The following is a 20,606-nucleotide window of genomic DNA, read 5'->3' as shown; positions in this document are numbered from 1 at the left end:
GACCACAGACCTCCCCACCGGTGGAGGTGGCGTCTGGCTCCGTATGCAGAACGGGCCTCCTGACACCTCGTTGTTCGTCGGGACCGGTCGACTGCGTGCTGATCTGCGGAACCTGACGGTTGTGGGCGCATGGCAGCGGACCTGGGAGGCCGCGGATGCCAAGACCTCCGTCGCGGTGAGGGGCCTGGAAATGCGCCATGCCGCTCACGCACGGGTCCAGGCGAAGGAGTCGTGCTCCCCGTCCGAGTCGTTCAGCGCGTCCGGAGCCGACCGGGCAGGATTCTTCAGCCGTAGCCCGGACTATGCCTCCGCCTGTGCGGTGTTCGTTCAAGGGCGAACCGCGGTGGCCGTATTCGCACAGTCCAGTCAGGCGTCCAAGGCAACGCAAGTCGCAGAGCGGTTGGTCACGGAGCTGGTCCGGTCGCAGCGTCCGCGGATCACGTCCCTGCCGGACCTTCCGGCGTCGAAATGGCGCGAGAGCACGACACGTACCGCTCTCAACGCCGAGGCCATGAGCGTGGCCTTGGGTCTGCCGCTGGCCCTCGGTCTACTGCTCCTGCTCCTCGACTCCTCCAGCTGGCGTCGGCTTCGGTCTTTCCTCTCCCGTCCGCGCGCAGACGGCGTCTTCCGCGTCGATCGGCTCGTGAATATGCGGCTGGCCAGGAGTGCCGCGGCGGTTCTCATCAGGTTCTGCGTGTATGCCTGGGCGGTGCGCCTCACGGAGCAACTCTCCATGGGCGTGTGGGCGACGGTCGCCGTCGCCCTCACTTCTGTGGCGTGCGTCTTGATGGTCGAATGGCTGTTGCGCAGACGGCGTAGCGCCCGCTGGCGCCCGGCAGTCTTCAGGGGACGTGGGAGGATCCTCGCGATGCTCGGTCTGTTCGTGACCGTGATGATCGCCGCAGTGGGCTTGCTGCTGGTCGTCCTGGGTGCGGACCTTCAGGCCATGGGAACCAGCCCGACGTCGTCCGACTACGTCGCAACCGGTTTCGGGACCGTCGCCAGGGTCGCGGGAGTCGTGATGTTGGTACTGGCCCTGGTGCCATTCACCATGGTGCGGAGGCTGGGGATGCGCTCCCTGCGTCGGCAGGTCGAGCAGGACCGGCGACCGCCCACACTGATGCTGAGGTCCTTCGCCGACGAACGGCGAGTCCTTCGGGCCCGCCGCCTGGATCGCGCTTCCGTGGTCGAACGGCTCTGCATGCGTCGGTTCGAACGCTTCGAGGAGGTCGCTGCCGCTGCCCTCGCCATACACGGACCGGTGGAGACCCTCAGCCAGGTCGGAGAGAAGCTTCCCCCTCCCCTGGGCGCGGCGCGGCGCAGCTTCTCCATGGACGACTGGAAGGACGGCGTTCGCGAACTGATCGCCCGCTCCCAGCTCATCTGTGTGACGGTCGGCCGATCGAAGTCCCTGCTGTGGGAGATCGAGCAGATCCGCGAGGCCGATGCCTTGGGACGCACGATCCTCGTGCTGCCTCCGACGCGTCGCCGCGAGCAGCGTCGGCGGCTGGTGGTGCTCGGCCATGCGCTCGGCATCGACTGGCCCGTTCTGGACCGCTCTCGCCCCGGGACCGAGGTGCTGGCCGTCACCGTCCCCTTCGGGGCCCCAGTGGTCATCGTGGGGCGGGCGCCCAACGACGTGAGCTACGAAGCGGCCATCGAGACAGCCGCGCTGGCCGTCACAGGGGTCGAGCGCGCCTACGAGGCGGACCTTCGTCAGACCGTCGACTCGTATCTCGCGTACGCACGGAACCCCTCACACGCCAGCGGACAGCAGACCCCAGGAACAAGGCGACCTGCCCCGCCGGTGGAAATTCACCAGCCCGGGGAAGCACCCGTCTATCGGTTGTGGTGGCGCCGGCGATGGCTGTGGCCCTGGATCGCCATGGGAGCGATGACAGCGACCTTCACCACCGTCCTCGGTGACGCTGTCGACGAGTCCGAGACCGTCCGCTACGGGGCTCCAGTGACGAGTGTCGTCCAGGACCAGGCCTCGGAGGCGGCCTACGCGGTCGTGGGCGGGCGCTCCCTCGTGCGTCTGGACTTCGACGAACCCACCGACCGCGTCGTCGTCAAGTTCCACGACTTCGTCGACGAGCTGGTGATCCGAGATACGGCCGCCTACTACGTCTCGGTGCTGTCGGGCCATGTGGGTCGCGTCGATCTGCGCACCGGACACACCGTGTGGACGAAGTCCGCCGGTGGTGGCGCCCGTGCCCTCGCACTCGTCGACGACCGCGTGGTGGTCACGTCACCTGCGGTCGGCCGGGTCGACGCGTTCTCGGTGAAGGACGGCCGACCCGTGGCACGCCGGGCTCTGGCCGGCGCACCTTACGGAATCACCGCGAGCGGCGGTCGTGTCTTCGTCAGCCTCGCCGCGAGCGACCGAGTAGTCGAACTGGCCGTCGGAGACCTGCGTACTTTGGCCCGCCTGAAAGCTCCCCAGAGCCCACTCCAGCTGACGACTCAGGGCGAGCAGGTGTGGGTCCGCTCAGGCCTGGAGCACGTTCTGCAGGTCGTGGGGCCCCAGACCAGCTCTGACGCGCGGCAGAGGCTGCTGCTCTCCGACCAGAGCGCGCACATCTCAGGGAACGGGAGCTGGCTCGCTGTACAGGGCATGGAACGGGTGACCGTGATGGGTCCCGATGGGTCACTGCGTCGGCTTCCCCTGCCGGACGCGTCCTTCATTTCCCTGCTCATGCAGAGAGACGGCTCCGTCATCGTGGCGTACAGATCTGGAGACGTCATTCGGCTTCACTGAGGTGGCCACGGGTCCTGTCCCTGTCCGCGAGGCGTCATCGAGAGGCCAACGCTGTTCGGGAGCGCTTCCGTTCGCCGCGCGTCATGCCCTGCGTCAGGCTTGCGGCTGACAACACGAAACCAACGCTGACCTGGTTTGTCTCCGTTTGACGGTAGCTTCTTGCCTGTCCCGACAGATGCGGAGTGGCCGGTGACGAGACGAGCCCCGACCGTCTGGTTCACGCCGTCATTGCGCGCGTTCACAGCTTGCCTGGGCGCTGGGTCGTTCGGGTTGGGGGCTCTTGCGGTCTTTGCGACGCAGAACGGGACCGGTGCGGCGGCGTTGATCGTGTTCGGAGGCGTCCTGCTCCTCCTTGCTCTGTTGGGCAGCCATGTCGAAAGTCTCGAGTTCGGAGGGGCCACGCTGAGGCTTCGGGCTGCCGCGGCGGAGCGGTTCGCACTGGCGGAGGAGACCGAACGTGCCGGGGACACCGTGACGGCTCGTCGGTTGCGTGCGGAGGCGCAGACTCTGCTGGACGCTGCGGGTCCCATCGCCGCCGAGTACGGCTCCGTACGCGGATCGATGCCGCCCGGTGCCGCACGCACCCAGGCCCTGGAAGGGGTGGTTGCCCGTGCGCGCCGCCTGGCTGCGGAGGAGTCCTTTGAGTCGGCCGAGGTCTTGCGCTGGTTGCGGGGAGGGACGGATGAAGAGCGCATCACCGCCCTGGCGATGATGCAGGCCAGACCAGAGTTGCGGGACTTTGAAGCCGTCCTCGCCGCCATCACGTACCCGCGCAGCCCATTCGAGCAGTACCACGCCATGCACCTCGCGGCGCAGATGGTCGATGCGATCGACGGCGGTCAGGCCAGGAGGCTTGCTGAGGCAGTGGAGGGGCAGAAGGGCGTTCGTTTCCGGCGGGACTCGGATCGTGTGAGGCTTCGCGAGGAGATCCTCCGGAAGGTGCGGGGGCGCTGGTAGGCACGGTGGCGTGCCAAGGACGCGGCGCGGACCAGGGCCTCGCACCAGAACGGTGGGCAGGGGCTGCTGGGGTGAAGAGGGTTCCAGCAACTGATGCCTGTGGGGAAGCGGTCCGGGCGCGGTAGCTGGTGGAGGCCGGCGGATCTCACGAGCCTGGGACGAACGCGCCCATGAGCACCGAGGGCTTGAGGGGTGCCGCCGGTGCGCTGAGGCCCGCGATACCGGGCCCGCGTAGGGGTGCCTGTCAGCGTGAGGTGACCGCGCGAAGCGCCCATTCGTGCACCGCCGCCGCGCGGAGCGTGTCCTCCAGCTGCCGGACCTCGTCCGACAGAGGATCACCGCTGCCGAAGACGCGGTCGGCGAGGTCGGTGAGCGTGTCCCCGTCGTCGGGCGTCGGCGAGAACAGCACGCTGTACAGCGTGTCGAAGTTCTCGGCCTGGGCTTCGGCCGCCGCCACGCCGGTCCAGACGTCTGCGCAACGAAGCCGCAGCAGCGTGATGAACGACTGGAGGGCGTCCTGCTGCACGTCCGGGTCGGCGTCGGCGCGCAACCGCGCCTGCAGATCGGCGTACAGCTGCGGCAGACCGAGGCCCAGGACGCGCGTGCCCGCGTACGTCCACAGCGCCGATCCGGTGCCGGTGCCGCAGGCTTCCCAGCGGTCGTTCCACAACAGGCGGGTGAAAGCGGCGCGCGCACGGTCGCCGTGCAGGGAGATCCCCAGGATCAGGCCGCCGTTGCAGTCGACCGAGGCGTGGTCCTCACCCCAGGCGACGAGCCGGTCCAGCCATGCCGGGTCTTCGGTCTTCGGGGCGAGGACGGGAAGGAACTCGGGGAACAGGGCGGCCCCCTCGTACTTCTCCAGCGCCTCGCCGATCGCACCCCGCAGCTCCTCGCACGGCAGGTGCAGCAGACCGAGGCACGCGTCCCTCGACACGTAGTGCGAGCCGTCGACGTGTTCCCACAGCAGGGGCACGGCCGGGGCGTACCCCAGACGGCCCACGGCGTGGAGCACGACGGACGGCACGTCGTCGCGCAGCCGGCCCCCCTCGACCGTCGCCTCCAGCAGGCGCGCGGCCAGCCGCTGGTCACCGTGACGGGCAAGGACCGGCACCAGCGCATCGTGCGCGACGGGCGACGAGAGGAACAGCGGGAGGAGCGCCTCCGCGTCCGCCGGGCCGCCGTGCCGGAGCACGGCGTCGGCAGCCATGGACTCCCACTGCCACGACACCCCTGGGGCGTCATCGTGTGCACATCGGTCGAGGATGGCCTGCGCGGCCGGGGACACCGTCAAGTTGGCAACCGCCTCTGTGTGGACAACATCGCACATCATGGCCCAGGCCGTTCCTCCGATGCCACGCGGTTTCCGAACCAGCCCGGCGGCGGTCGCCCGCATCGCTGCTGCCTGCTCGGGGCCGACTAGGGGCAGCGCCAAATCCCGTGCACCCGAGCGCAGTTCGAACACCGCCGCTCTGGCCCACCTCCACGCCGTACTGATCGGTCGGGCTACCTTCTCAAGGCCGCCAACCGACTTTGTCGATCTCGCGAGGCTTGTGACAGTTGCCTGCTCAGGAAGGCGGGGCGGAAGAGCCAGAGATCACGATCAAGCTCACCCGCGACGAAGCGACGGTCCTGTCGGACTGGTTGGAGAGGTTGCAGATGACCGACCTCAGCAACACCATCTATGATCCGGCGGCATGGGCACCGATCCATCGTATCGCCGGGCAGCTGGACAAGATGCTCCCCGTCCTGTTCTTCCCCGACTACGACGAGCGGCTGCAGGAAGCCCGACGCCGTCTGCGGCCGATCGACGACGACAGCGCTGGTGACTGAGCCGCTGGGCTCTCGTGACAGGTCATTGTCGGCGACGACGAAAGGGCCGACCACGGTCACGCCGGACAGTCGTGCATAGCAAGTTGGACCAGAACCACTGCTGCCTGACAGAGCCGGCGCCGCCAACGCCTGTGGAAGGGACCTGTGTGCAAGCTGATGTCATTGCGCCCAGGGAAGACGCACGGCCTCGAGCTCATGGTCGTCGAGCAGCGCCTTGATGAGGGCTGGGGGACCGGAGACCTTGGTGGCCCAGAGGTCGTAGTCGGTGCACAGGACCCACGAGTGGTCCTCGGCCCAGAGGTTGGACGGGCTGAAGTCGGCTTCGGAGTGGTCGTAGAGGATCTCGGCGTCCGCGAGCCGTCCGGTACGCACGTGGAGGTTGTCGAAATCGATGGCTCCGAGCGTCAGGGGGTTGTAGTAGGCCAGGCAGCGAGTTTCCGGGCCCGCCGGACTGTAGTGGGTGATGAGGTCGATCAGCCGTGTCCACGTCTCACGGTCCAGGCTCCCCTCGGTCGGCGGGATCATGTCCAGCGGCCAGCTTCCGTCCTTTCCGACCGAGGGGAAGCACCGGTAGGAGGGCATCAGTTGGCTGGGTACCACGGGGTCGCCGGTCCGCTCGGCGAGCTCGGCCCAGCGCAGCCGCCGCCAGCCCGTTCCCGGGTGCCGGGCTCGGCCCAGACCTCCTCCCGTGACCACGCAGACCGCGTCGAGGTCCATGCCCGCGACGATGTGGCGCGGGGTGCTGCCGTCTGCCAGTCGCGCCTGGTGCCACTCTTCGTACGTCACACCGGTCGGCCTCTGCTCGTGCTCGTAGAGGGCGTTGAGCACCCACACCGCGTCGGGCATCGCCGGGGGCATGAACCCGGTCAGGCCGTCATCGCCGCACAGCTCCCGTAGCCAGTCGGTCACACCGGAGGGCACGAGCGGCCACAGGCTGGACATCAGGTTCGACTCCTCGGACATGTGTACATGGTCCCAGGCGTGCCCCATGCCTCGCGTCAACAGGACCCGTCCCGAGGGCGCCGCGGCCCAGACGCTGTGTCCTCAGCGAGGGCGGCTGGAGAGACACGTCACGGTCAGCCAGTGGGATGCCCGGCTGGGACGGCGCGTAGGCTGTGCCGGCCGTGGACACGTACGCCGCGCTCGAGCCGGACCGCCATGCTCCGCGCGACGCCGATCCCGACAGCGAGGCTCGCGCGCGCAGCGTCGTTCGGTCCTGCATGCCTGAGCTGCTGGCCCGGTGGCAGGCCGAGTGCCCGGCGGTCCGGCTGGCCCTCGCCGGCCTCGCTGTCGTCTTCCCGAGCGACCGCACGCTGCCCGCCCTGGCCTGGCGCCTGCGCGGCATCGGGCAGCAGTACCCGCAAGGCACCGACATCGGCGACTATGTGCGGTTCGTACTCGTGCTGGCCACCGAGGATCAGGCCCGGATCCTCACGGCGACCGAGGAATACACCGCCGCCTACTGGATCAGCACAGCACCAGGAGCCCCCGCTCCGGGCACGGGCCCTGCACCTCCTCAGCCAGATGCGCGCCGGCACTGACGTCTCGCACCGGGCCTGTACGCAGTACCGAAAGAGATACCGCATGTGGGCCGGTGGGATGCCAGTACGGGGATCAGCCGTCGCATAGACGATCACCTCGTAATCGCGTGTAGGCGGTGTATCCGTGGTGCACGACAGCTTGATCGAAGGCCTCGTCCAGCATCTGCGCAAGTACGGCAGCATCCATGCGCACCGGCAGGCCGTAGGCCGTCACGGCCGTACGGCACCCACGGGCCCGGCGCCTCACCGCGCCGGGCCCGTTCCGCGCCGGACGCTGGGCGAGCTGGTCCCTGCGTGTCGGCCCTGATCGCCCAGGCGAGGCCGGACGACAGCGTGATGATGAGGCCTGCACGTGATCGACACCGGCGTCATCGACGTCGTCGGCCTGGACGTCGGCAGGGGGCGAACACCACGCCATCGCCGTCACACCGACCGGGAGCAGAGCCCTCGCCGAGCGGCAACCCGTCGCCGAGCCCAAGCTCCGCGAACTGTTCGCGAAACTCCAGGCCGAGTACGGAACGGTTGCTGGTCGTGGTCGACCAGCCCGCCTCGATCGGCGCCCTGGAGCTGACGGTCGGCAACGACATGGGCTGCCCGTCGCCTGCCTGTCCGGGCTCACGATGCGGCGGATCACCGACCTCTGCCCGGGCGAGGCCAAGACCGACGCGAAGGACGCGTTCATCATCGCGGACACGGCCCGCGTGATGCCGCGCCCAGATCCGCAGGGCCGACAGGGCGGGGATCCTGATCGAGGTCGGCGACGGCGGCACCCTCCCGACCGCCGGCCACCTCGCCGCCGACGCGGGAATCGCCCGGCGACCCGAAGCTCAGGCAGGTCGATCCGTGGCGAACAGCTCTCCAGGAGAGGAATAGGCGCCGCAAACGGGCCTTCTTCCTCGCCGCGTTCGCGGCCGTGGGCGACCCGGCCTCCCGGGCCTACTGCGACAAGAAGACCTCCCAGGGCAAGCGCCACACCCAAGCACTGTTCTGCCTCGCCGGACGACGCCTCGACGTCCTCTTCGCCATGCCCCGCGACGGAACCTATCTGGGGGGAAGAATGCGAGCCTGTCGGGCAGGCCGGGTCTCTTCTTCTCGTACTGAGACACGCACGCGCCGGCGGGCGGGCCGCTTCCTCGGTCTGATCGCCTGCGTGCTGCTGCTCGCCGGTTGTGCGCCTGCGTCGTCCGACGGCGGTCGGGCGGCCGGGGGCGCCCTGGACGGCGGCATGCAGTCCGCGGGGACGCTGGGCAACGACCATGTCAGGCGAGGCCAGCGCTGGTGGGCCGCGCTCCCCGTGCCGTACAACCAGTCCGGCAGGCCCGTCGAGATCACGAGCGCACGGTTCCTGCGCGTGCCCAAGGGACTTGAGATCGTCGAGTACGCCGCTGTGCGTGGGACGACTCCGACGGGGTCGTCATGCTGATGGAGCACGGCTCGCCGGGCATGCCTAGGCTCGACGAGCTCGAGAACCACCTGCGCGACGTCAACCGGGTGAAGGCGAAAACCGAGAGCGACGTCTACTACGGGGCGTGGTTGAAGGTCACCGGGCGGGCTCTCCGGAAACCTCGGCGGCTGCAGGTTCGAGTACCGGCAGGACGGGCGGGACTTCGTGCAGACGCTGGACTGCGACATCGCCTTGCGGGTCGAGAAGTAGGGCTCATAGCGACCCCTCGCGCGTCCCTGTCGGCTCGGCTCTTCGCCGAGTTGCCTCAGCGGGAGAGCCCGTTGGCCTCGCCACCTTTGAATCGGTACGGGCTCCGCCGGCCCGCTCCCCGACGCGCCGCCTCCGCCCACTCGGGCCGGGGCGGCGCCTCCCGTGTGTCACCGGCAGCGGGCGGTACAAGAGCGCGGAGGCTCCAACACCGCCCCCTGAGGACGGGAGTTGCCGAGCCGACCCAATCGATGAGGGCACGGCCAGATAGGTCAAACAATCAAACAACCCCGCCTGCGAGCCCCGCCGTTCCCTCGTAGGAGCCGTGGGCGAGGGGCGATTCGATGCGTACGGAGGCTAGTTCTCCAACCTCACCGGCATCAGGAGCGAGAACGCGCCCTCGTCGTCGGGCCGACGGATCGCGAGGGGTGCCGTGGGGGCGCCCAGCTCCAGGATCAGTTCGTCCCGGGCTCCGGCGGTGAGCGCGTGGAGCAGGAACTCGCGGTTGACGGCCACGTTGTCCTGGTCGTTGTCGCTGTCGTCGCACACGATCACGGCCCCGTTCTCCGCCACCCGGAGCACGCTGCGGTCGTAGGTCCCGCCGTCCTGTTCTCGCGTCTCGCCCGCGCTGACCGGGCCGGTCTCCAGGGCGTGGCGGAGGGCCGCCGTGTCGACGTGGGCCCGGCGACCGGCCGGGAGGTCGACAAGGCGTCGGTAGTCGGGGAACTCGTGGCCGAGGCTCCGGCCGGATGTCTGTCCGCTCTCGCTCTCCAGCGTGACGTGGTCACCGTCCACCGTGAGCCGGACGGGAGCCTCACCGGTCAGCAGAGCCCGGATCGCGTCGGCGAGCGGAAGGGGCACCACCACCTGTGTCCTCGGCCCGCCGTGCCCGCTCGCGGGTGTGTGCGCGACAGCCATCCGGTAACGGTCGGTGGCCACGAGACGGAGTCCCTCGCCCTCGATGTCGAACAGGACTCCGCCGAGCATCGGCAGCTCCGCATCGGTGCCGGCGGCGAAGCGGACCGCGTCCAACGCGGCGGCGAGTTCCGGCGCGGGGACGGACAACCGGGCGGTGTTGTGGTGCGTGGTCATGGGACGGGTCTCCCTGCGGTCGAGTAGGGCTCGGAGCGTGGAGAACTCGCTGCGGGCGTCGGACAGCCCCAGCTCGAGACGGCGCAGGTGTGCCTCAAGGAGACGGCGCACGAGGCCCGTGTCCGTGCCGGCCCACCCGGCCAGTACGAGCCGGATGTCGGCCAGCGGCATGCCCGCCCGGCGAAGGCGGGCCAGCAACCGCGCCTCCTCCAGCTGCCCGGGCTCGTACCAGCGGTATCCGCTGACCGGGTCCACCCAGGCGGGGACCAGTACCCCGGCACGGTCGTAGAACCGCAGCGCGCTCACGCCCAGTCCACTGTCCCGCGCCATCTCTCCGATGCTGCGCATCTCGCTCTCCACACCCGGAACCCTGAGCCCTCGACAAGGTCGAGGGTCAACCTCCGCCACCGCCCCGACCGACGCTCAGGCCGGGCAGTCGGCCTGCGAGGTGGCCGTGCCCGAACGGATGATCAGGATGCCGGAAGCGCCGATCTGCGCCACGGCGTAGCGGTGGTAGGGCCAGGCGCTGCCCGCGCTCTCCTGCTCGCTCACCAGGGCCCGGCACGCCTCACCGGCGGCCGTTTCTGCCCAGGTGTCGACCTGCTGCTCGTTCCACAGCAGGTATTCCGACCACACGTACATCGCCGAGTCGACGGGGTCGAAGCCCACCTTGATGTGCGCGTTGCCGAGTTCACGATCGGTTCCGAGTGTCTGGCGCATCGCATTGGTCTCCGCGATGATCTTCCTGGCGGCGCCGTCCGCCACTCGGATCTCCGCGCTGTCGGTGCTGGGGATCATCGCCTGGCCCAGACCCGCGTCGTCCGGCTGCCAGTCCTGCGCAACGTCCGTGTCCTGCCCGGGACTGGTGTCGGCGGCCGACTGGCATGTGGAGTCGGTGACGAAGTCCTCCTGCCACGTCACCTGGGGGTCCTGCCCCTGTTCCTCCTTCACCATGACGTAGGTGCGGTACGGCAGGTCCGGGTGCAGGCGCAGGACGACGTCCCGCAGCGTCAGACACATCGACCTGGCGATCTCCGTCTCCGCGTACATCGCCCCTTGTTCGTCGGAGGTCAGCCGGTACGACAGGTAGACCTCCCCGCGTGAGTCGTGGAACCGCACGGTATCCGGGACGAAGTCGGCGCCACCGCTGAGATCCTGCGCCGTGACACCTTCGTCGTGCAGGACGGCGCGTGCCACGTCGTGCTCGCCCGCGCCCTGTGCCGCCCGCGCCTGCCGCCAGCTCGCCATACTCGCCGCGTCGCCGGTCGAGGCCTGCGGTTCCGCCCCCTTGTCCTGCTGCACGGTGTCGGTCGAGGACCGATTGCTTCCGGTCGTGGCCTGCGCCGATGACGAGGCAGCGGACGTGGGTGTGTCTCGGTCGCCCCCGGTGTCGCCCGGCAGCAGAGCCGCCAGACCTCCGGCCAGTCCGCCGATGATGCCGGCCGCGAGCACGACGGCACCGGCCAGCCGCTTCTTCCCACGGCTTGGGCCGGTGGGCAGGTGCCAGGCGGGATCCTCGCTGGCTGGCACCTCCCAGACGGCCGTGACCAGGTCCACGGCGGTTGCCGGAACGGCATCGGCCGGCGCCACCTGCGTGACCTGAGCGGCCAGCAGCACCGTGCACTCCCCGGCGGCTTCGGCGGCCGACGGGCGGTCGTCCGGATCCTGGGCCAGTGCCTTCTCCACGGTCCGGCGCAGCGGGGCGGGGACACCGTCCAGGTCGGCCTCGCCCGACATCACACGGAAGGCCACGACATCGGGCGCGCCGGTCCCGAAGGGCAGCCGGCCGGTGGCCGCGTAGGCCACGAGCGCTCCCCACGCGAACAGGTCACCCGCCGGACCCGCACTGCCCTGCCGGTACTGCTCGGGGCTGATCCAGCCAGGAGTACCGGTCATCACCCCGGTCCGGGTGACGCTGGTGCCGTCGGCGGCGTGCGCGATGCCGAAGTCCAGCACGCGGGGGCCGGCGGGCGTGAGCAGGACGTTCTGCGGCTTCACATCACGGTGCACCACTCCCGCTGCGTGAATCGCGGCCAGCGCGTGTGCCGTGGCGGCGGCGAACGCGTGGAGACTTCCCTCCGTGAGCGGCCCGTGTGCGCGTACATGCTCGTTCAGCGTCGGTCCCGGCACATAGGCCGTGGCGAGCCACGGGGTCTGCGCGTCCGGATCGGCGGCGAGCAGCGGGACGACGTGCGGTCCGGTGACGCGGGAGGACACCTCCACCTCGCGCCGGAACCGTGCCCTGAACTCCGGGTCCTGAGCCTGCTCGGGATGAATGACCTTGACCGCCACGCGCAGCCCGTCGGAGGCGACTCCCGCGTGGACGGTGCCCATACCACCCGCGCCGAGACGGCCGATGATGACGTAGGGGCCTATACGGGAGGGGTCGCCGGGACGAGCCGGCTGAACTCTCCCGCCGGAGCCGATTGCGCTCACGAGTACTTCCTTGAACAGTGGGACGGGCAGGCCGGGCGGCAGCCGTTCGAGTGGGGTGGGATGTCCGCGGACCGGGTGAATGATCACGGCTGCCGCAGTCGATCGTGCAGAGTGGCGGCGGGCTGCGTCGGCGGGCATGGCAAGGCGCGGAGGCGAACCGTGCGCAGGTGCTTCGAGGAGTCCGGCGTCTACTGGTCGGCGTGCTGCCGTGCCAGAGCCTTGAGTTCGCTGATCCACAGCTCTGTGTCGTCGCCGGGGCGGTGATACGGGGCCCGGCGGGCCAGCCGGAAGAAGCCCGCCGACGGCCGACCCGTCTCCTTCAGGACCACGAGGGCGGAGAGCAGGCCGAGCGATCCGTCCGGGTTTCCCTCGGCGGACGCGTCCTCCAACAGGTGGGGCATGGGCCCCTCGTAGGGCGGAACATGGTGGCCGAGGCGCGCGAGCTCGTTGCTGAGCCGGCCGTACTGCACGGTTTCCGCCCCCCGGCGTGCCCGATCCCGCAGGATCTCGACCATGGCGTCCAACGCCTGCTCGTACTCGACACTGCCCTTCCGCATCGCGGCCCCTCCACTGCTGTCTACCTGTGCGATGCGAGCCTATGCCGCACGCGCTCCCCGGACAGCCGGATCGTCGATCCGTGTGAAGTCGGCTTGCGAACTCTGAGCCCGAGTATCAGAGTGACGGCTGATCGGGGCGCCTGCCTCCGCGCGGAGGAGTGTCGGTGCCCCGCCACCCTCTCGTTGCGCCTCCGGTCAGGCTGGCCCGGGGCCCTTCGAACTCACCCAGCCAGCCTTCGCGTTCACCCTCGAGCCGGGAGCGGTGTACCCCGTCGGTCATGCCGCGCAGGTCCGCAGCCGCACCGTCGTGCCCGTGGCGCCGGTGCGTACCTGGACCGTGTCGCAGAGCATCCCCACGCTCCACAGCCCGAATCCCGAGTCGGCCGAGGACTCCGGCGGGCTCCAGGTGATGAACTCGTCGGGCTGCCAGTGACCGGAGTCGGTGACCTCGCAGATCAGCCCGTTGTCGGGCCAGGTGCGCAGGGTCACCGGTGCCTTGCCGTGGCGGATGGCGTTGGTGGCCACCTCGGTGACGGCCACCAGCAGGTTGTGCAGTGCGTCGGCGGTCACACCGCACCGTCTGGCCTGCGCGGCGACGAACTGCCGTACGGAGTGCAGGTCGGCGGGAAGGATCTGCATCGTGGCGGCCGAGTGCGGGGACGCGGCAAGGGGCCGTCGGTCCAGGTCGGCGACGAAGTCCTCGGGCTTGCGGTAGGCGGGGTTGTCCACGATCTGTGACCCCTCCAGAAGCCTGGGGTGGGTCTGCCGCACGAGGGCGACCGTCTCGGGCCGCAGCGCTTCGGTGTCGTAGCAGCACAGGGTGCGGAAGGGGATGTGGGCGAAGCTCAGGTTGAACACCGCGTCGTAGCGCACCCATTCGAGTTCGTCCGGGTACCGGCTCCAGTCGTCGGAGGCCACCACCCAGGCGGGTGTGGTGTTCAGGGTTCGGGCAACCGCAGTGAGCGCGGCCATGGCCCGCACCGGGTTCGTGTACAGGTCCGCGGGATCGAGGAACTGGACCGCGGGGACCTCCGCGCCGAGCGCGTCACGCAGCAGGGCGGCCTCGTGCTCGGGTGTGACCACGAAGGTCGGGGCGCCGGACTCCATGCCCTTGCGCAGATGAGGCATGGTGCCGGCGAGGAACTCCTCGTCGTCTCGGTAGAGATAGGCCTCGTGACGGACGCCCGGGTGCTCGTCCCCCGGGTGCGCAGCGGTGTTGCCGTTGCCGGGCGTGTCGATCGTCATGACGTTGCCTCCGTACCCCGGACCAGGCCCGGCAGCCGCTCCCACCCCAGGGTTTCGATCACGCGGGCCACCGTGGGCGACAGTCCGTCGAGGACGACTCGGCGTCCGTTCCCGAAGCCGGACAGGAGGCTCAGCGAGCCGAGGTCGATGAAGTGCAGGCGGGCCAGGTCGAGCCGGACTTCACCGCCTGTGCCGTGCAGGGCCGTGAGCGCCTCGGAGAGCTCACCGTGCCGTGCGGCGTCCAGCTCTCCCTCCAGGCGCAGTCCGGGCGGGTCAACGGTGCGGGTGACGATCAGAGTGCCCCCGTCGCCGGATGGATGGGCGTCCATGTGGCCTACCGCCTGTGAGTCGGATGGGTGGACTGCTGCTTCAGAGGCGCCCGACCCTAGGGGGAGCGGGGTGCTCAGGGAAGCCCCTGCGGCCGAGGAGTCTCCGGGTTTCCCGGAGACCGCGGACCGGACCAGGAGCCTGCGCCACTGTGGGGGCGATCGGTATAGCGGCGGTAGATTGACGCCGCCACCGGCTCATACGGGCGGGGGTCCGGGGGCCTGGGGTCCGATCCGCAGGCTCAGGACCGCGGGAAAGTACGCGCTCCACGCGTGATCGCGCCAACTGACGTATCTGCTCGCGTCGTTCTCCAACTCACCCGCCAGCCGCATCTGCCGGTACGCTTCCTCGCTCCGCCCTTGGCCGAAGTGGACATGGGCGATCTCGTGCAGCGCGAAGCTCTGCAGGGTCCTGTCGCCCATCGCCTCCGCGGCCTTGAAGCCCTCCTCGAAACACGCCAAGGCGTCCTGAGCACGGCCCAGTCCGCTGTTGACCCTGCCGAGGTTGCCGAGACCGGCCACGACCGCCACCTGGTCCCCGGCCTCTCGCGCCAGCTCCAGATGGGCGCTCTGCACGGTCATCGACTCGTCGTACAGCTCCAGTTCGGCGAGCGCGTCCGCGAGGTAGTACAGCGAGCGGCGTTCCCCGCCACCGTGGCCGATCTGCCGCCAGATCTCGAGCGCGGCCTCGAGGCACTGCCGCATGCCGTCGAACCCGCGGTGCAGCCAGTACACGGCGGAGAGGTTGTGCAGTGCCCAGGCCTCGGCGGCGCGGTCGCCGAGCCGCCGTGCCGTGCGGACGGCCGCTTCGCCGAGGGTCCACAACTCGCGGGCACGGGCGCGGGGATACAGGTACCACTGCAGCAGGCCCGTCAGCCGCAGCGCGAGACGTGCCGTGGTGTCGGAATGGGTGAAGGCGTGGAGGACCGCGGCGATCAGGTTCGCCCGTTCCGCTTCCAGCCAGGCCTCGGCCTGTGCGCGGTCCTCGATGCGTACGGTGGTAGAAGCGCCGGGGGCGGCGGTTCCTTGGGCCTGTGGCCGGTCGGTGCCTCGGGCGACGTGCGGTGGCACCTCGAGGTGCGTCACGGCCAGCCGGGTGGTGGCGAGGTAGAACCGCAGCACACGCTCCAGGGCCTGGTCCCGGTGCGCGACGGGCTCCTCGGCGCACACCTCGCGCGCGAACAGCCGCAGCAGGTCGTGCATCTGGTAGCGGGCCGGGGCGGGGCTGCCCAGCAGGTGGGCGTCCACGAGACGTTCGAGTGCGTCCTCGACGTCCGGGGCACGTCCGCCCAGCAGCGCCGCCGCGGCGTGCAGGCTGATGGTCGGGCCGGGCACGATCCCGAGGAGCCGGAAGGCGAGGGCGGCGGCCGGGTCGCCCTGGCAGACGGCGTGATATCCGGCGTCGAAGCTGGCCCTGACCGAGACGTCTCCGACCCGGATCTCGTCGAGGCGGTTCTGGGTGTGGGTGAGCCGGTCGACGAAGGAGCTCAGGGGCCAGCTCGGGCGGGCGGCCAGGCGTGCTCCGACGATCCGGAGTGCCAGCGGCAGCCCGCCGCACATCCGGATGATCGCGTCCGCGGCCTCGGGTTCGGCGGCGACCCGCTCGGTGCCGAGGGCGCGCTCGAGCAGTGCCGTCGCCTGGTCGTGGAACAGGACACCGAGATGCAGATGCGTGGCGCCTTCGAGGGTGGTGAGCATCTCCCGGCTGGTGACGAGGACGGCACAGCCCGCACCCGCCGGCAGCAGGGGGCGGACCTGGTCCACGCCGGCCGCGTTGTCGAGGACGATCAGGATGCGGCGATCGGCGACGAGGGAGCGGAAGGCCGCCGCGGCCTCGTCGGTGTCGGCGGGCACGGACACGTGCGGCACTCCAAGGGTGCTGAGGAATCTCCCCAGCACCTCGCCCGGCTCGAGCGGGGTGAGCCCTGCCGTCGCACCGTGCAGATCGACGTAGAACTGGCCGTCGGGGAACCGGTCGGCCAGCCGGTGCGCGATGTGCAGGGCCAGGGCCGACTTTCCTATGCCGCCCGTTCCGTCGATCGCGGCGATCGCGGTGCGCTGCTCGCCGGAGCGGCAGAGAACCTCCTCCAGCACCGAGCACTCGCTCGCGCGGCCGAGGAACGCGGTGCCGCTGTGCGGCAGTTCCCTCGGCACACGAGCCGTCGCCACCGGCGGTTGCGGTACCGGGTCGGCGGGAGGCGCGGGCTCGACGAGCAGCGACCTGTCGGCGGTGAGGATCTGCTGGTGGAGCCGCTGTACGGGCGGACCGGGCTCGATACCCAGCTCCTCGGCGAGCCGACGGCGCAGATCCCGGTAGGCGGCCAGCGCATCGGCCTGCCTCCCGGACCGGTACAGCGCCAGCATCAGCTGCCCGCGCAGCGATTCACGCAACGGGTGCTCGGCGGCCAGAGCCTCGACCTCGTCGAGAACGGCCTCATGGCGGCCCAGCCGCAGTCGCGCCTCGATGAGCAGCTCGCGTGCCTGCGTCCACGTGGCCGTCAGCCGGGTCGCCTCGGCCTCCACCGCGGGAGTCGGCGGCACATCGGCGAACGGGACGTCTCCCCACAGGCCGAGTGCCTCGGTCAGCCTCTCGACGGCCGACTCGGGGCTGCGCTCCAGGTCCCGCCCGGCCTGCCTGACGAGGTCGACGAAGCGGTGCGCGTCGACCTCGCCAGGTGCGACGACGAGCCGGTAGCCGTGGGCACGGTAGCCGTGCACATGGGTGACGAGCAGTTCACCGGTTTCGTCGCCCAGCGCGCGCCTGAGCCGTGAGACGTAGCCCTGCAGCAGTTTCTGCACGCTCTGCGGGGGCCCCGCGCCCCACAGCTCCTCCACGAGCCGGTCGGTGGAGACCACCTGCCCCGCCTCGCACAGCAGGACAGCCAGCAGCATGCGCCACTTGGCGGGCATCACGTCGACTTCTTCGTCGTCGCGCCAGAGTCCGAGCGGCCCGAGTATCCGATACCTCATGTCCCGTTCCGTAAGCCGTCGCCCGCAAGCGGGAAATGAGGCATTGTCGGCGGCAATTCACCCTGAGGACAAGGCCGTAGCCTCATCAGCCCGTCACGCTGCCGAGAAAGTCCTGCCATGCCCGCCGTGCGAACCGGAGTCGCGGGCCGCAGGGATCCTTGCTGTCACGCACCAGGACCTGGGGGCTTCGGGCGAGCGCGACCTCGACGCAGTTGCCGCCGTTGCCCATGCTGTGGCTGCTGCGGTGCCACAACGGCCCGCGCGGTGCCTTCGTCCGCCTCGCCCCGGACGGCGTGCGGCGCGGGGCCGGCGTGACCGGTTCAGTCCGTCGCACGGTCCAGTTCCTCCTTCACCGAACGGATCAACAGCCGGGAGTCGTCCGGGGAGAGCGCTTTGGACTGGATCAGGCTGAAGGCGAGTTTGTGCTGCTGGACCGGCGCCGCGTCGACGGTCGTCTGTCCTCCGGTGAACGTCTCGCCGTAGAGCACGTCCGGGCCGTCCCTGAATCCCATGAGGCGGAAGGGAGTCATGCCGCCCGGGTGTTCTCTCACCTTGAACGGGATCACCTGGAGGTGGACGCGGGGCCGGGCGCCGATGTCCAGGAGGTGCGCGAGTTGTTCGCTCATCACCCGGCTCCCGCCGATGCTGCGCTTCAGGACCGCTTCGTCGAGTGTCACCACGATGTGCGGCGGTTCACGGCGTGCGAGGATGCGCTGCCGGTCGACGCGGGCGGCCACGAGCTGCTGGATCTCCAGTTCGGGGGCGACCGGGTGAGCCGCCGTGGAGATCGCCCGTGCGTACGCCGGTGTCTGCAGCAGGCCCGGAACGGCCACGGATTCAAACTCCTGGATGAACGCGGCCTGGCGCTCCAGTTCGATCACATGCCAGAACCAGTCCGGGTAGGCGGGCCGGATGAGCGACGGCCACAGCCGTACCAGTGCGCCCTCCGCGCCGAGGAAACGATCCGCCTGCCGGGTGAAGTCGTACGACGGCATGCACCGGGCGCGCTCGACGCACGCGACGGTCGCCTTCGGCCAGCCCGTGCCCAGGGCCAGCTCCGCCTGGGTGCGGCCCGCGTTGAGCCGGTGCCGGTTCAGTTCGCCGCCGTAGCGCTCGAGCAGCGTCCAGACGCTTTCGTTCCGCTGCGGCGGCATCGGGCCGACATCGCCGTACGGCCGGCTGCCGTGAGGAAGCCAGCTGATCCTGCCGTCGGGCCCGGCCGCGGCCCACGCCAGGGGCGTGCGGTGCGGCGTCTCGGCGGTGGCGGCGGGGACGCGGCTGAGCAGGCCCCAGGCGTATCCGTCCCCGTCGGCGGCCGCGGACAGCGCTGCCTCGATGCAGGCGCGGGCGCTGTCCTCGCTCACGCAGGTGCCGCAGGGGCCGTGCTGGTGGCGGCTCGCGGAAACATGGTGGATGTCCCAGCGGTAGACGCTGTCGTCGTGCGGGCCGGGCGGAGCCTGGCGCTGCTGTTCGTTCGTCGCACCGGTCACTGTTCCTCCCTGGGACCGCCGTGGGGGCGGCGATGACGCCGTCACTGTGCCGGTGACGGGAAGAGCAGCGGTATACCGGCGGTAAGCGCAGGCCGGGCGGGTCGGCCGGGAGGGTCAAGCGCAGGCCGTATGGGCCGGCCTGGACGGTCAGCGGGCGCCGCGCGAGGTGCCGCCGCAGTCGAGCGCCAGCGTGCACCACGTGGTCTTGCCCCGGTCGCGGTCGCGTCGGGAACCCCAGGCCGTGGCGATGCACTCCACGAGCTGCATACCGCGTCCGTGCTCGTCGTCCGCACCCGTCCGGCGGACGACGGGGCGGGCGGGGGAGGCGTCGGTGACCTCCACGAGGAGACGGTCCCCCAGGTGCACCAGATCGACCGTGATCGTCGTGTCGGCCCCGTGCAAGACGGCATTGGTGACCATTTCGCTGATGAGCAGCACACTGTCGTCGATGACGCCGAACGGGCAGTTCCACCGCGAAAGAACCGCCTGTACGGCCGTGCGCACCCGGCCCACCTCTCCAGTGGCGGCGGCCACATGCAGGTGCAGATGCCGGCCGACGGCCAGATTGCAGTCCACGCAGGAGTCGCCTCGCGCGAGCGCCGACACGAACGCGGACGGCCGCGGCCGCGTGTTCCCGCCGCGGCGGTAGGACCAGGCGTGGGACGTCCCGTACGCGGTGTGCGCCTCACCGAGCCCTAAGGGCTGGGTCCGGTCGTAGGTGTTGCCGCGTGGATCAAGATCGGTCATGTCGGCTCCTGAGGTCGGAGGCGGAGGGAATGCGATGTGGCAGGTAACGGCGCCGCGGCCCGGGGCGCGAGAACTCCTGAGGATGCCGGCGGCCACGAGCGACAGCAGGGCCGGAGCCGTCGGGCGGGCGACGAGGAGTCGCAGCCTGCGTGTACCGGCAGGGTCGCTGCCGTCTCGAGGTGTCGCCCAGGGGTATCTCATTCCGGCCAGCATGCAAGTGCCGAGGAGAGCCGTGGTGTAGCGGCAGTAGGCGTCGCGCCGGGCGCATCGACGTCAGGTGGAGTCGGCACTTGTCGGACCTGTTCGGTCAGCCGAGGTCACGGCGGGTGAGACGCCAGCGGGCCGCGGCCGCGAGGGGGACGAGACAGAGCGCGAGCGCGGTGAACGCCTGGGCGCCGGTGGTGCCTTGGTGCATCGCGACGCAGGCCGCTCCTCCCAGGCAGTCGGTGCGGTCGATGCCCATCAGAAGACGCTCGTTCAGCGCGGCGAAGGTGATGCCTGACAGGTGGTACTCGGTGAGCGAGGGGATGTAGTCCTGCAGGAGGCGTTCGGCCGAGACCAGGTACGCGAGGGTGACATCGAGCGCCCACCCGCGGAGGCTATCGGGCCGACGCGCGTGTTCCTTGCCAGGTGCATCCATCACGAGACCGCCGACAGACGCTCGAACGTCCCCAACCCCTACTTCGAAGGCCGCAGTTCCCTGAGGCCGACGGTTCAGTGCCGTCGCTCGTCAATGATGTCGTTGTTCTCGTCGGAGAGTTCGAGGCTGTGCCTCAAGCCGAGTCCGGCCAGGAGCCGGGTCAGATCATCGAGCCGCTGTGGGTCGACGACGCCGTTGATCAGAATGGTCCCATCGTCGGTTCTGTCGATCTCGATGGTGCACCAAGCGGTTTCAGCTTCGTACGAGTACTAGGCGCTGTTTCCTGGATCATGTGCGGAGCCAGATGATGAGGGCTGCGAGGGTGACGGTGCCGAGGTAGGCGTATGCCCGTTTCTCGTAGCG

At 70.1% G+C, this 20,606-nt stretch carries 16 protein-coding genes and 3 pseudogenes; 6 read left to right on the top strand and 13 right to left on the bottom strand.

The window, feature by feature from the left end; all coding sequences use genetic code 11:
* Positions 1-121 precede the first annotated feature (121 nt).
* Together ACZ6SQ_RS23565 and ACZ6SQ_RS23560 are read left to right on the top strand one after the other, a co-directional pair.
* The gene (locus ACZ6SQ_RS23565; protein WP_469565199.1) at positions 122-2,761 is read left to right on the top strand and encodes a YncE family protein; all 2,640 of its coding nucleotides are present in this window, start codon (positions 122-124) and stop codon (positions 2,759-2,761) included.
* 189 nt (positions 2,762-2,950) lie between these two features.
* A complete protein-coding gene (locus ACZ6SQ_RS23560) occupies positions 2,951-3,718 on the top strand; it encodes a hypothetical protein (RefSeq protein ID WP_469565197.1) in 768 nt (255 codons plus the stop codon).
* A 244-nt stretch (positions 3,719-3,962) separates the two neighbouring features.
* Here ACZ6SQ_RS23560 and ACZ6SQ_RS23555 read toward each other — a convergent pair whose 3' ends face one another.
* Entirely contained in the window at positions 3,963-4,925 is a 963-nt protein-coding gene (locus ACZ6SQ_RS23555; protein WP_469565195.1) for a hypothetical protein, read from the bottom strand.
* Positions 4,926-5,275: 350 nt separating this feature from the next.
* Between ACZ6SQ_RS23555 and ACZ6SQ_RS23550 the strand changes: the two genes are divergently transcribed.
* Positions 5,276-5,548, top strand: coding sequence for a hypothetical protein (locus tag ACZ6SQ_RS23550; protein ID WP_469565193.1), 273 nt, complete (start codon positions 5,276-5,278; stop codon positions 5,546-5,548).
* 159 nt (positions 5,549-5,707) lie between these two features.
* On the opposite strand, the gene ACZ6SQ_RS23545 is transcribed toward ACZ6SQ_RS23550, so the two are convergent.
* Positions 5,708-6,511 (bottom strand): hypothetical protein, encoded by an 804-nt coding sequence (locus ACZ6SQ_RS23545; RefSeq protein WP_469565190.1) that lies wholly within the window; start codon positions 6,509-6,511, stop codon positions 5,708-5,710.
* Positions 6,512-6,768: 257 nt separating this feature from the next.
* Here ACZ6SQ_RS23545 and ACZ6SQ_RS23540 point away from each other — a divergent pair, with 257 nt between their 5' ends.
* Positions 6,769-7,089, top strand: coding sequence for a hypothetical protein (locus tag ACZ6SQ_RS23540; RefSeq protein ID WP_469565469.1), 321 nt, complete (start codon positions 6,769-6,771; stop codon positions 7,087-7,089).
* Here the strand turns inward: ACZ6SQ_RS23540 and ACZ6SQ_RS23535 are convergent.
* Positions 7,069-7,276: pseudogene (locus tag ACZ6SQ_RS23535) on the bottom strand (YxiG-like protein); the annotation flags it as partial. The gene ACZ6SQ_RS23540 and the pseudogene ACZ6SQ_RS23535 sit on opposite strands and share 21 nt — an antisense overlap.
* Before the next feature lie 229 nt (positions 7,277-7,505).
* On the opposite strand from ACZ6SQ_RS23535, the pseudogene ACZ6SQ_RS23530 reads away from it, so the two are divergent.
* Together ACZ6SQ_RS23530 and ACZ6SQ_RS23525 are read left to right on the top strand one after the other, a co-directional pair.
* Positions 7,506-7,742, top strand: a pseudogene (locus ACZ6SQ_RS23530) (IS110 family transposase); the annotation flags it as partial.
* A gap of 124 nt (positions 7,743-7,866) precedes the next feature.
* Positions 7,867-8,131 (top strand): annotated as a pseudogene (locus ACZ6SQ_RS23525) (transposase); the annotation flags it as partial.
* A 966-nt stretch (positions 8,132-9,097) separates the two neighbouring features.
* Here ACZ6SQ_RS23525 and ACZ6SQ_RS23520 read toward each other — a convergent pair.
* From ACZ6SQ_RS23520 to ACZ6SQ_RS23475, 10 genes are all read right to left on the bottom strand, one after another.
* Complete coding sequence (locus tag ACZ6SQ_RS23520; RefSeq protein ID WP_469565188.1) at positions 9,098-10,180, bottom strand: DNA polymerase III subunit beta family protein; 1,083 nt, start codon at positions 10,178-10,180, stop codon at positions 9,098-9,100.
* A gap of 75 nt (positions 10,181-10,255) precedes the next feature.
* Positions 10,256-12,268, bottom strand: coding sequence for a serine/threonine-protein kinase (locus ACZ6SQ_RS23515; protein ID WP_469565187.1), 2,013 nt, complete (start codon positions 12,266-12,268; stop codon positions 10,256-10,258).
* 188 nt (positions 12,269-12,456) lie between these two features.
* Positions 12,457-12,825 carry a hypothetical protein gene (locus ACZ6SQ_RS23510; RefSeq protein ID WP_469565185.1) on the bottom strand — a complete coding sequence of 123 codons (369 nt, stop codon included), beginning with the start codon at positions 12,823-12,825 and terminating at the stop codon, positions 12,457-12,459.
* 276 nt (positions 12,826-13,101) lie between these two features.
* The gene (locus tag ACZ6SQ_RS23505; protein ID WP_469565183.1) at positions 13,102-14,070 is read right to left on the bottom strand and encodes an anti-sigma factor RsbA family regulatory protein; all 969 of its coding nucleotides are present in this window, start codon (positions 14,068-14,070) and stop codon (positions 13,102-13,104) included.
* On the bottom strand, positions 14,067-14,399 hold the full coding sequence (locus tag ACZ6SQ_RS23500) for an STAS domain-containing protein (RefSeq protein WP_469565181.1): 333 nt from the start codon (positions 14,397-14,399) through the stop codon (positions 14,067-14,069). The genes ACZ6SQ_RS23505 and ACZ6SQ_RS23500 overlap by 4 nt, the downstream gene beginning before the upstream one ends.
* A 195-nt stretch (positions 14,400-14,594) precedes the next feature.
* Positions 14,595-17,366, bottom strand: coding sequence for an AfsR/SARP family transcriptional regulator (locus tag ACZ6SQ_RS23495; protein WP_469565179.1), 2,772 nt, complete (start codon positions 17,364-17,366; stop codon positions 14,595-14,597).
* Between the two features lie 85 nt (positions 17,367-17,451).
* The gene (locus tag ACZ6SQ_RS23490; RefSeq protein ID WP_469565178.1) at positions 17,452-17,700 is read right to left on the bottom strand and encodes a DUF397 domain-containing protein; all 249 of its coding nucleotides are present in this window, start codon (positions 17,698-17,700) and stop codon (positions 17,452-17,454) included.
* Positions 17,687-18,856 carry a helix-turn-helix domain-containing protein gene (locus tag ACZ6SQ_RS23485; protein ID WP_469565176.1) on the bottom strand — a complete coding sequence of 390 codons (1,170 nt, stop codon included), beginning with the start codon at positions 18,854-18,856 and terminating at the stop codon, positions 17,687-17,689. Before ACZ6SQ_RS23485 ends, ACZ6SQ_RS23490 begins: the two co-directional genes overlap by 14 nt.
* Before the next feature lie 147 nt (positions 18,857-19,003).
* Positions 19,004-19,603 (bottom strand): ATP-binding protein, encoded by a 600-nt coding sequence (locus tag ACZ6SQ_RS23480; RefSeq protein WP_469565175.1) that lies wholly within the window; start codon positions 19,601-19,603, stop codon positions 19,004-19,006.
* Between the two features lie 307 nt (positions 19,604-19,910).
* Positions 19,911-20,246, bottom strand: coding sequence for a hypothetical protein (locus tag ACZ6SQ_RS23475; RefSeq protein ID WP_469565173.1), 336 nt, complete (start codon positions 20,244-20,246; stop codon positions 19,911-19,913).
* Positions 20,247-20,606 lie beyond the last annotated feature (360 nt).

It is taken from the genome of Streptomyces sp. NPDC048600, assembly GCF_055587025.1.
Note: the sequence above shows the minus strand (reverse complement) of the source record. Positions and strands in the feature narration are given on the sequence as shown.

Excerpts from the sequence above, each read along its gene's own strand:
- ACZ6SQ_RS23505 (WP_469565183.1), bottom strand. The coding sequence starts at position 14,070 with ATGACGATCGACACGCCCGGCAACGGCAACACCGCTGCGCACCCGGGG.
- ACZ6SQ_RS23500 (WP_469565181.1), bottom strand. The coding sequence starts at position 14,399 with ATGGACGCCCATCCATCCGGCGACGGGGGCACTCTGATCGTCACCCGC.
- ACZ6SQ_RS23555 (WP_469565195.1), bottom strand. The coding sequence starts at position 4,925 with ATGGCTGCCGACGCCGTGCTCCGGCACGGCGGCCCGGCGGACGCGGAG.
- ACZ6SQ_RS23520 (WP_469565188.1), bottom strand. The coding sequence starts at position 10,180 with ATGCGCAGCATCGGAGAGATGGCGCGGGACAGTGGACTGGGCGTGAGC.
- ACZ6SQ_RS23540 (WP_469565469.1), top strand. The coding sequence starts at position 6,769 with ATGCCTGAGCTGCTGGCCCGGTGGCAGGCCGAGTGCCCGGCGGTCCGG.
- ACZ6SQ_RS23510 (WP_469565185.1), bottom strand. The coding sequence starts at position 12,825 with ATGCGGAAGGGCAGTGTCGAGTACGAGCAGGCGTTGGACGCCATGGTC.
- ACZ6SQ_RS23545 (WP_469565190.1), bottom strand. The coding sequence starts at position 6,511 with ATGTCCGAGGAGTCGAACCTGATGTCCAGCCTGTGGCCGCTCGTGCCC.
- ACZ6SQ_RS23480 (WP_469565175.1), bottom strand. The coding sequence starts at position 19,603 with ATGACCGATCTTGATCCACGCGGCAACACCTACGACCGGACCCAGCCC.
- ACZ6SQ_RS23495 (WP_469565179.1), bottom strand. The coding sequence starts at position 17,366 with ATGAGGTATCGGATACTCGGGCCGCTCGGACTCTGGCGCGACGACGAA.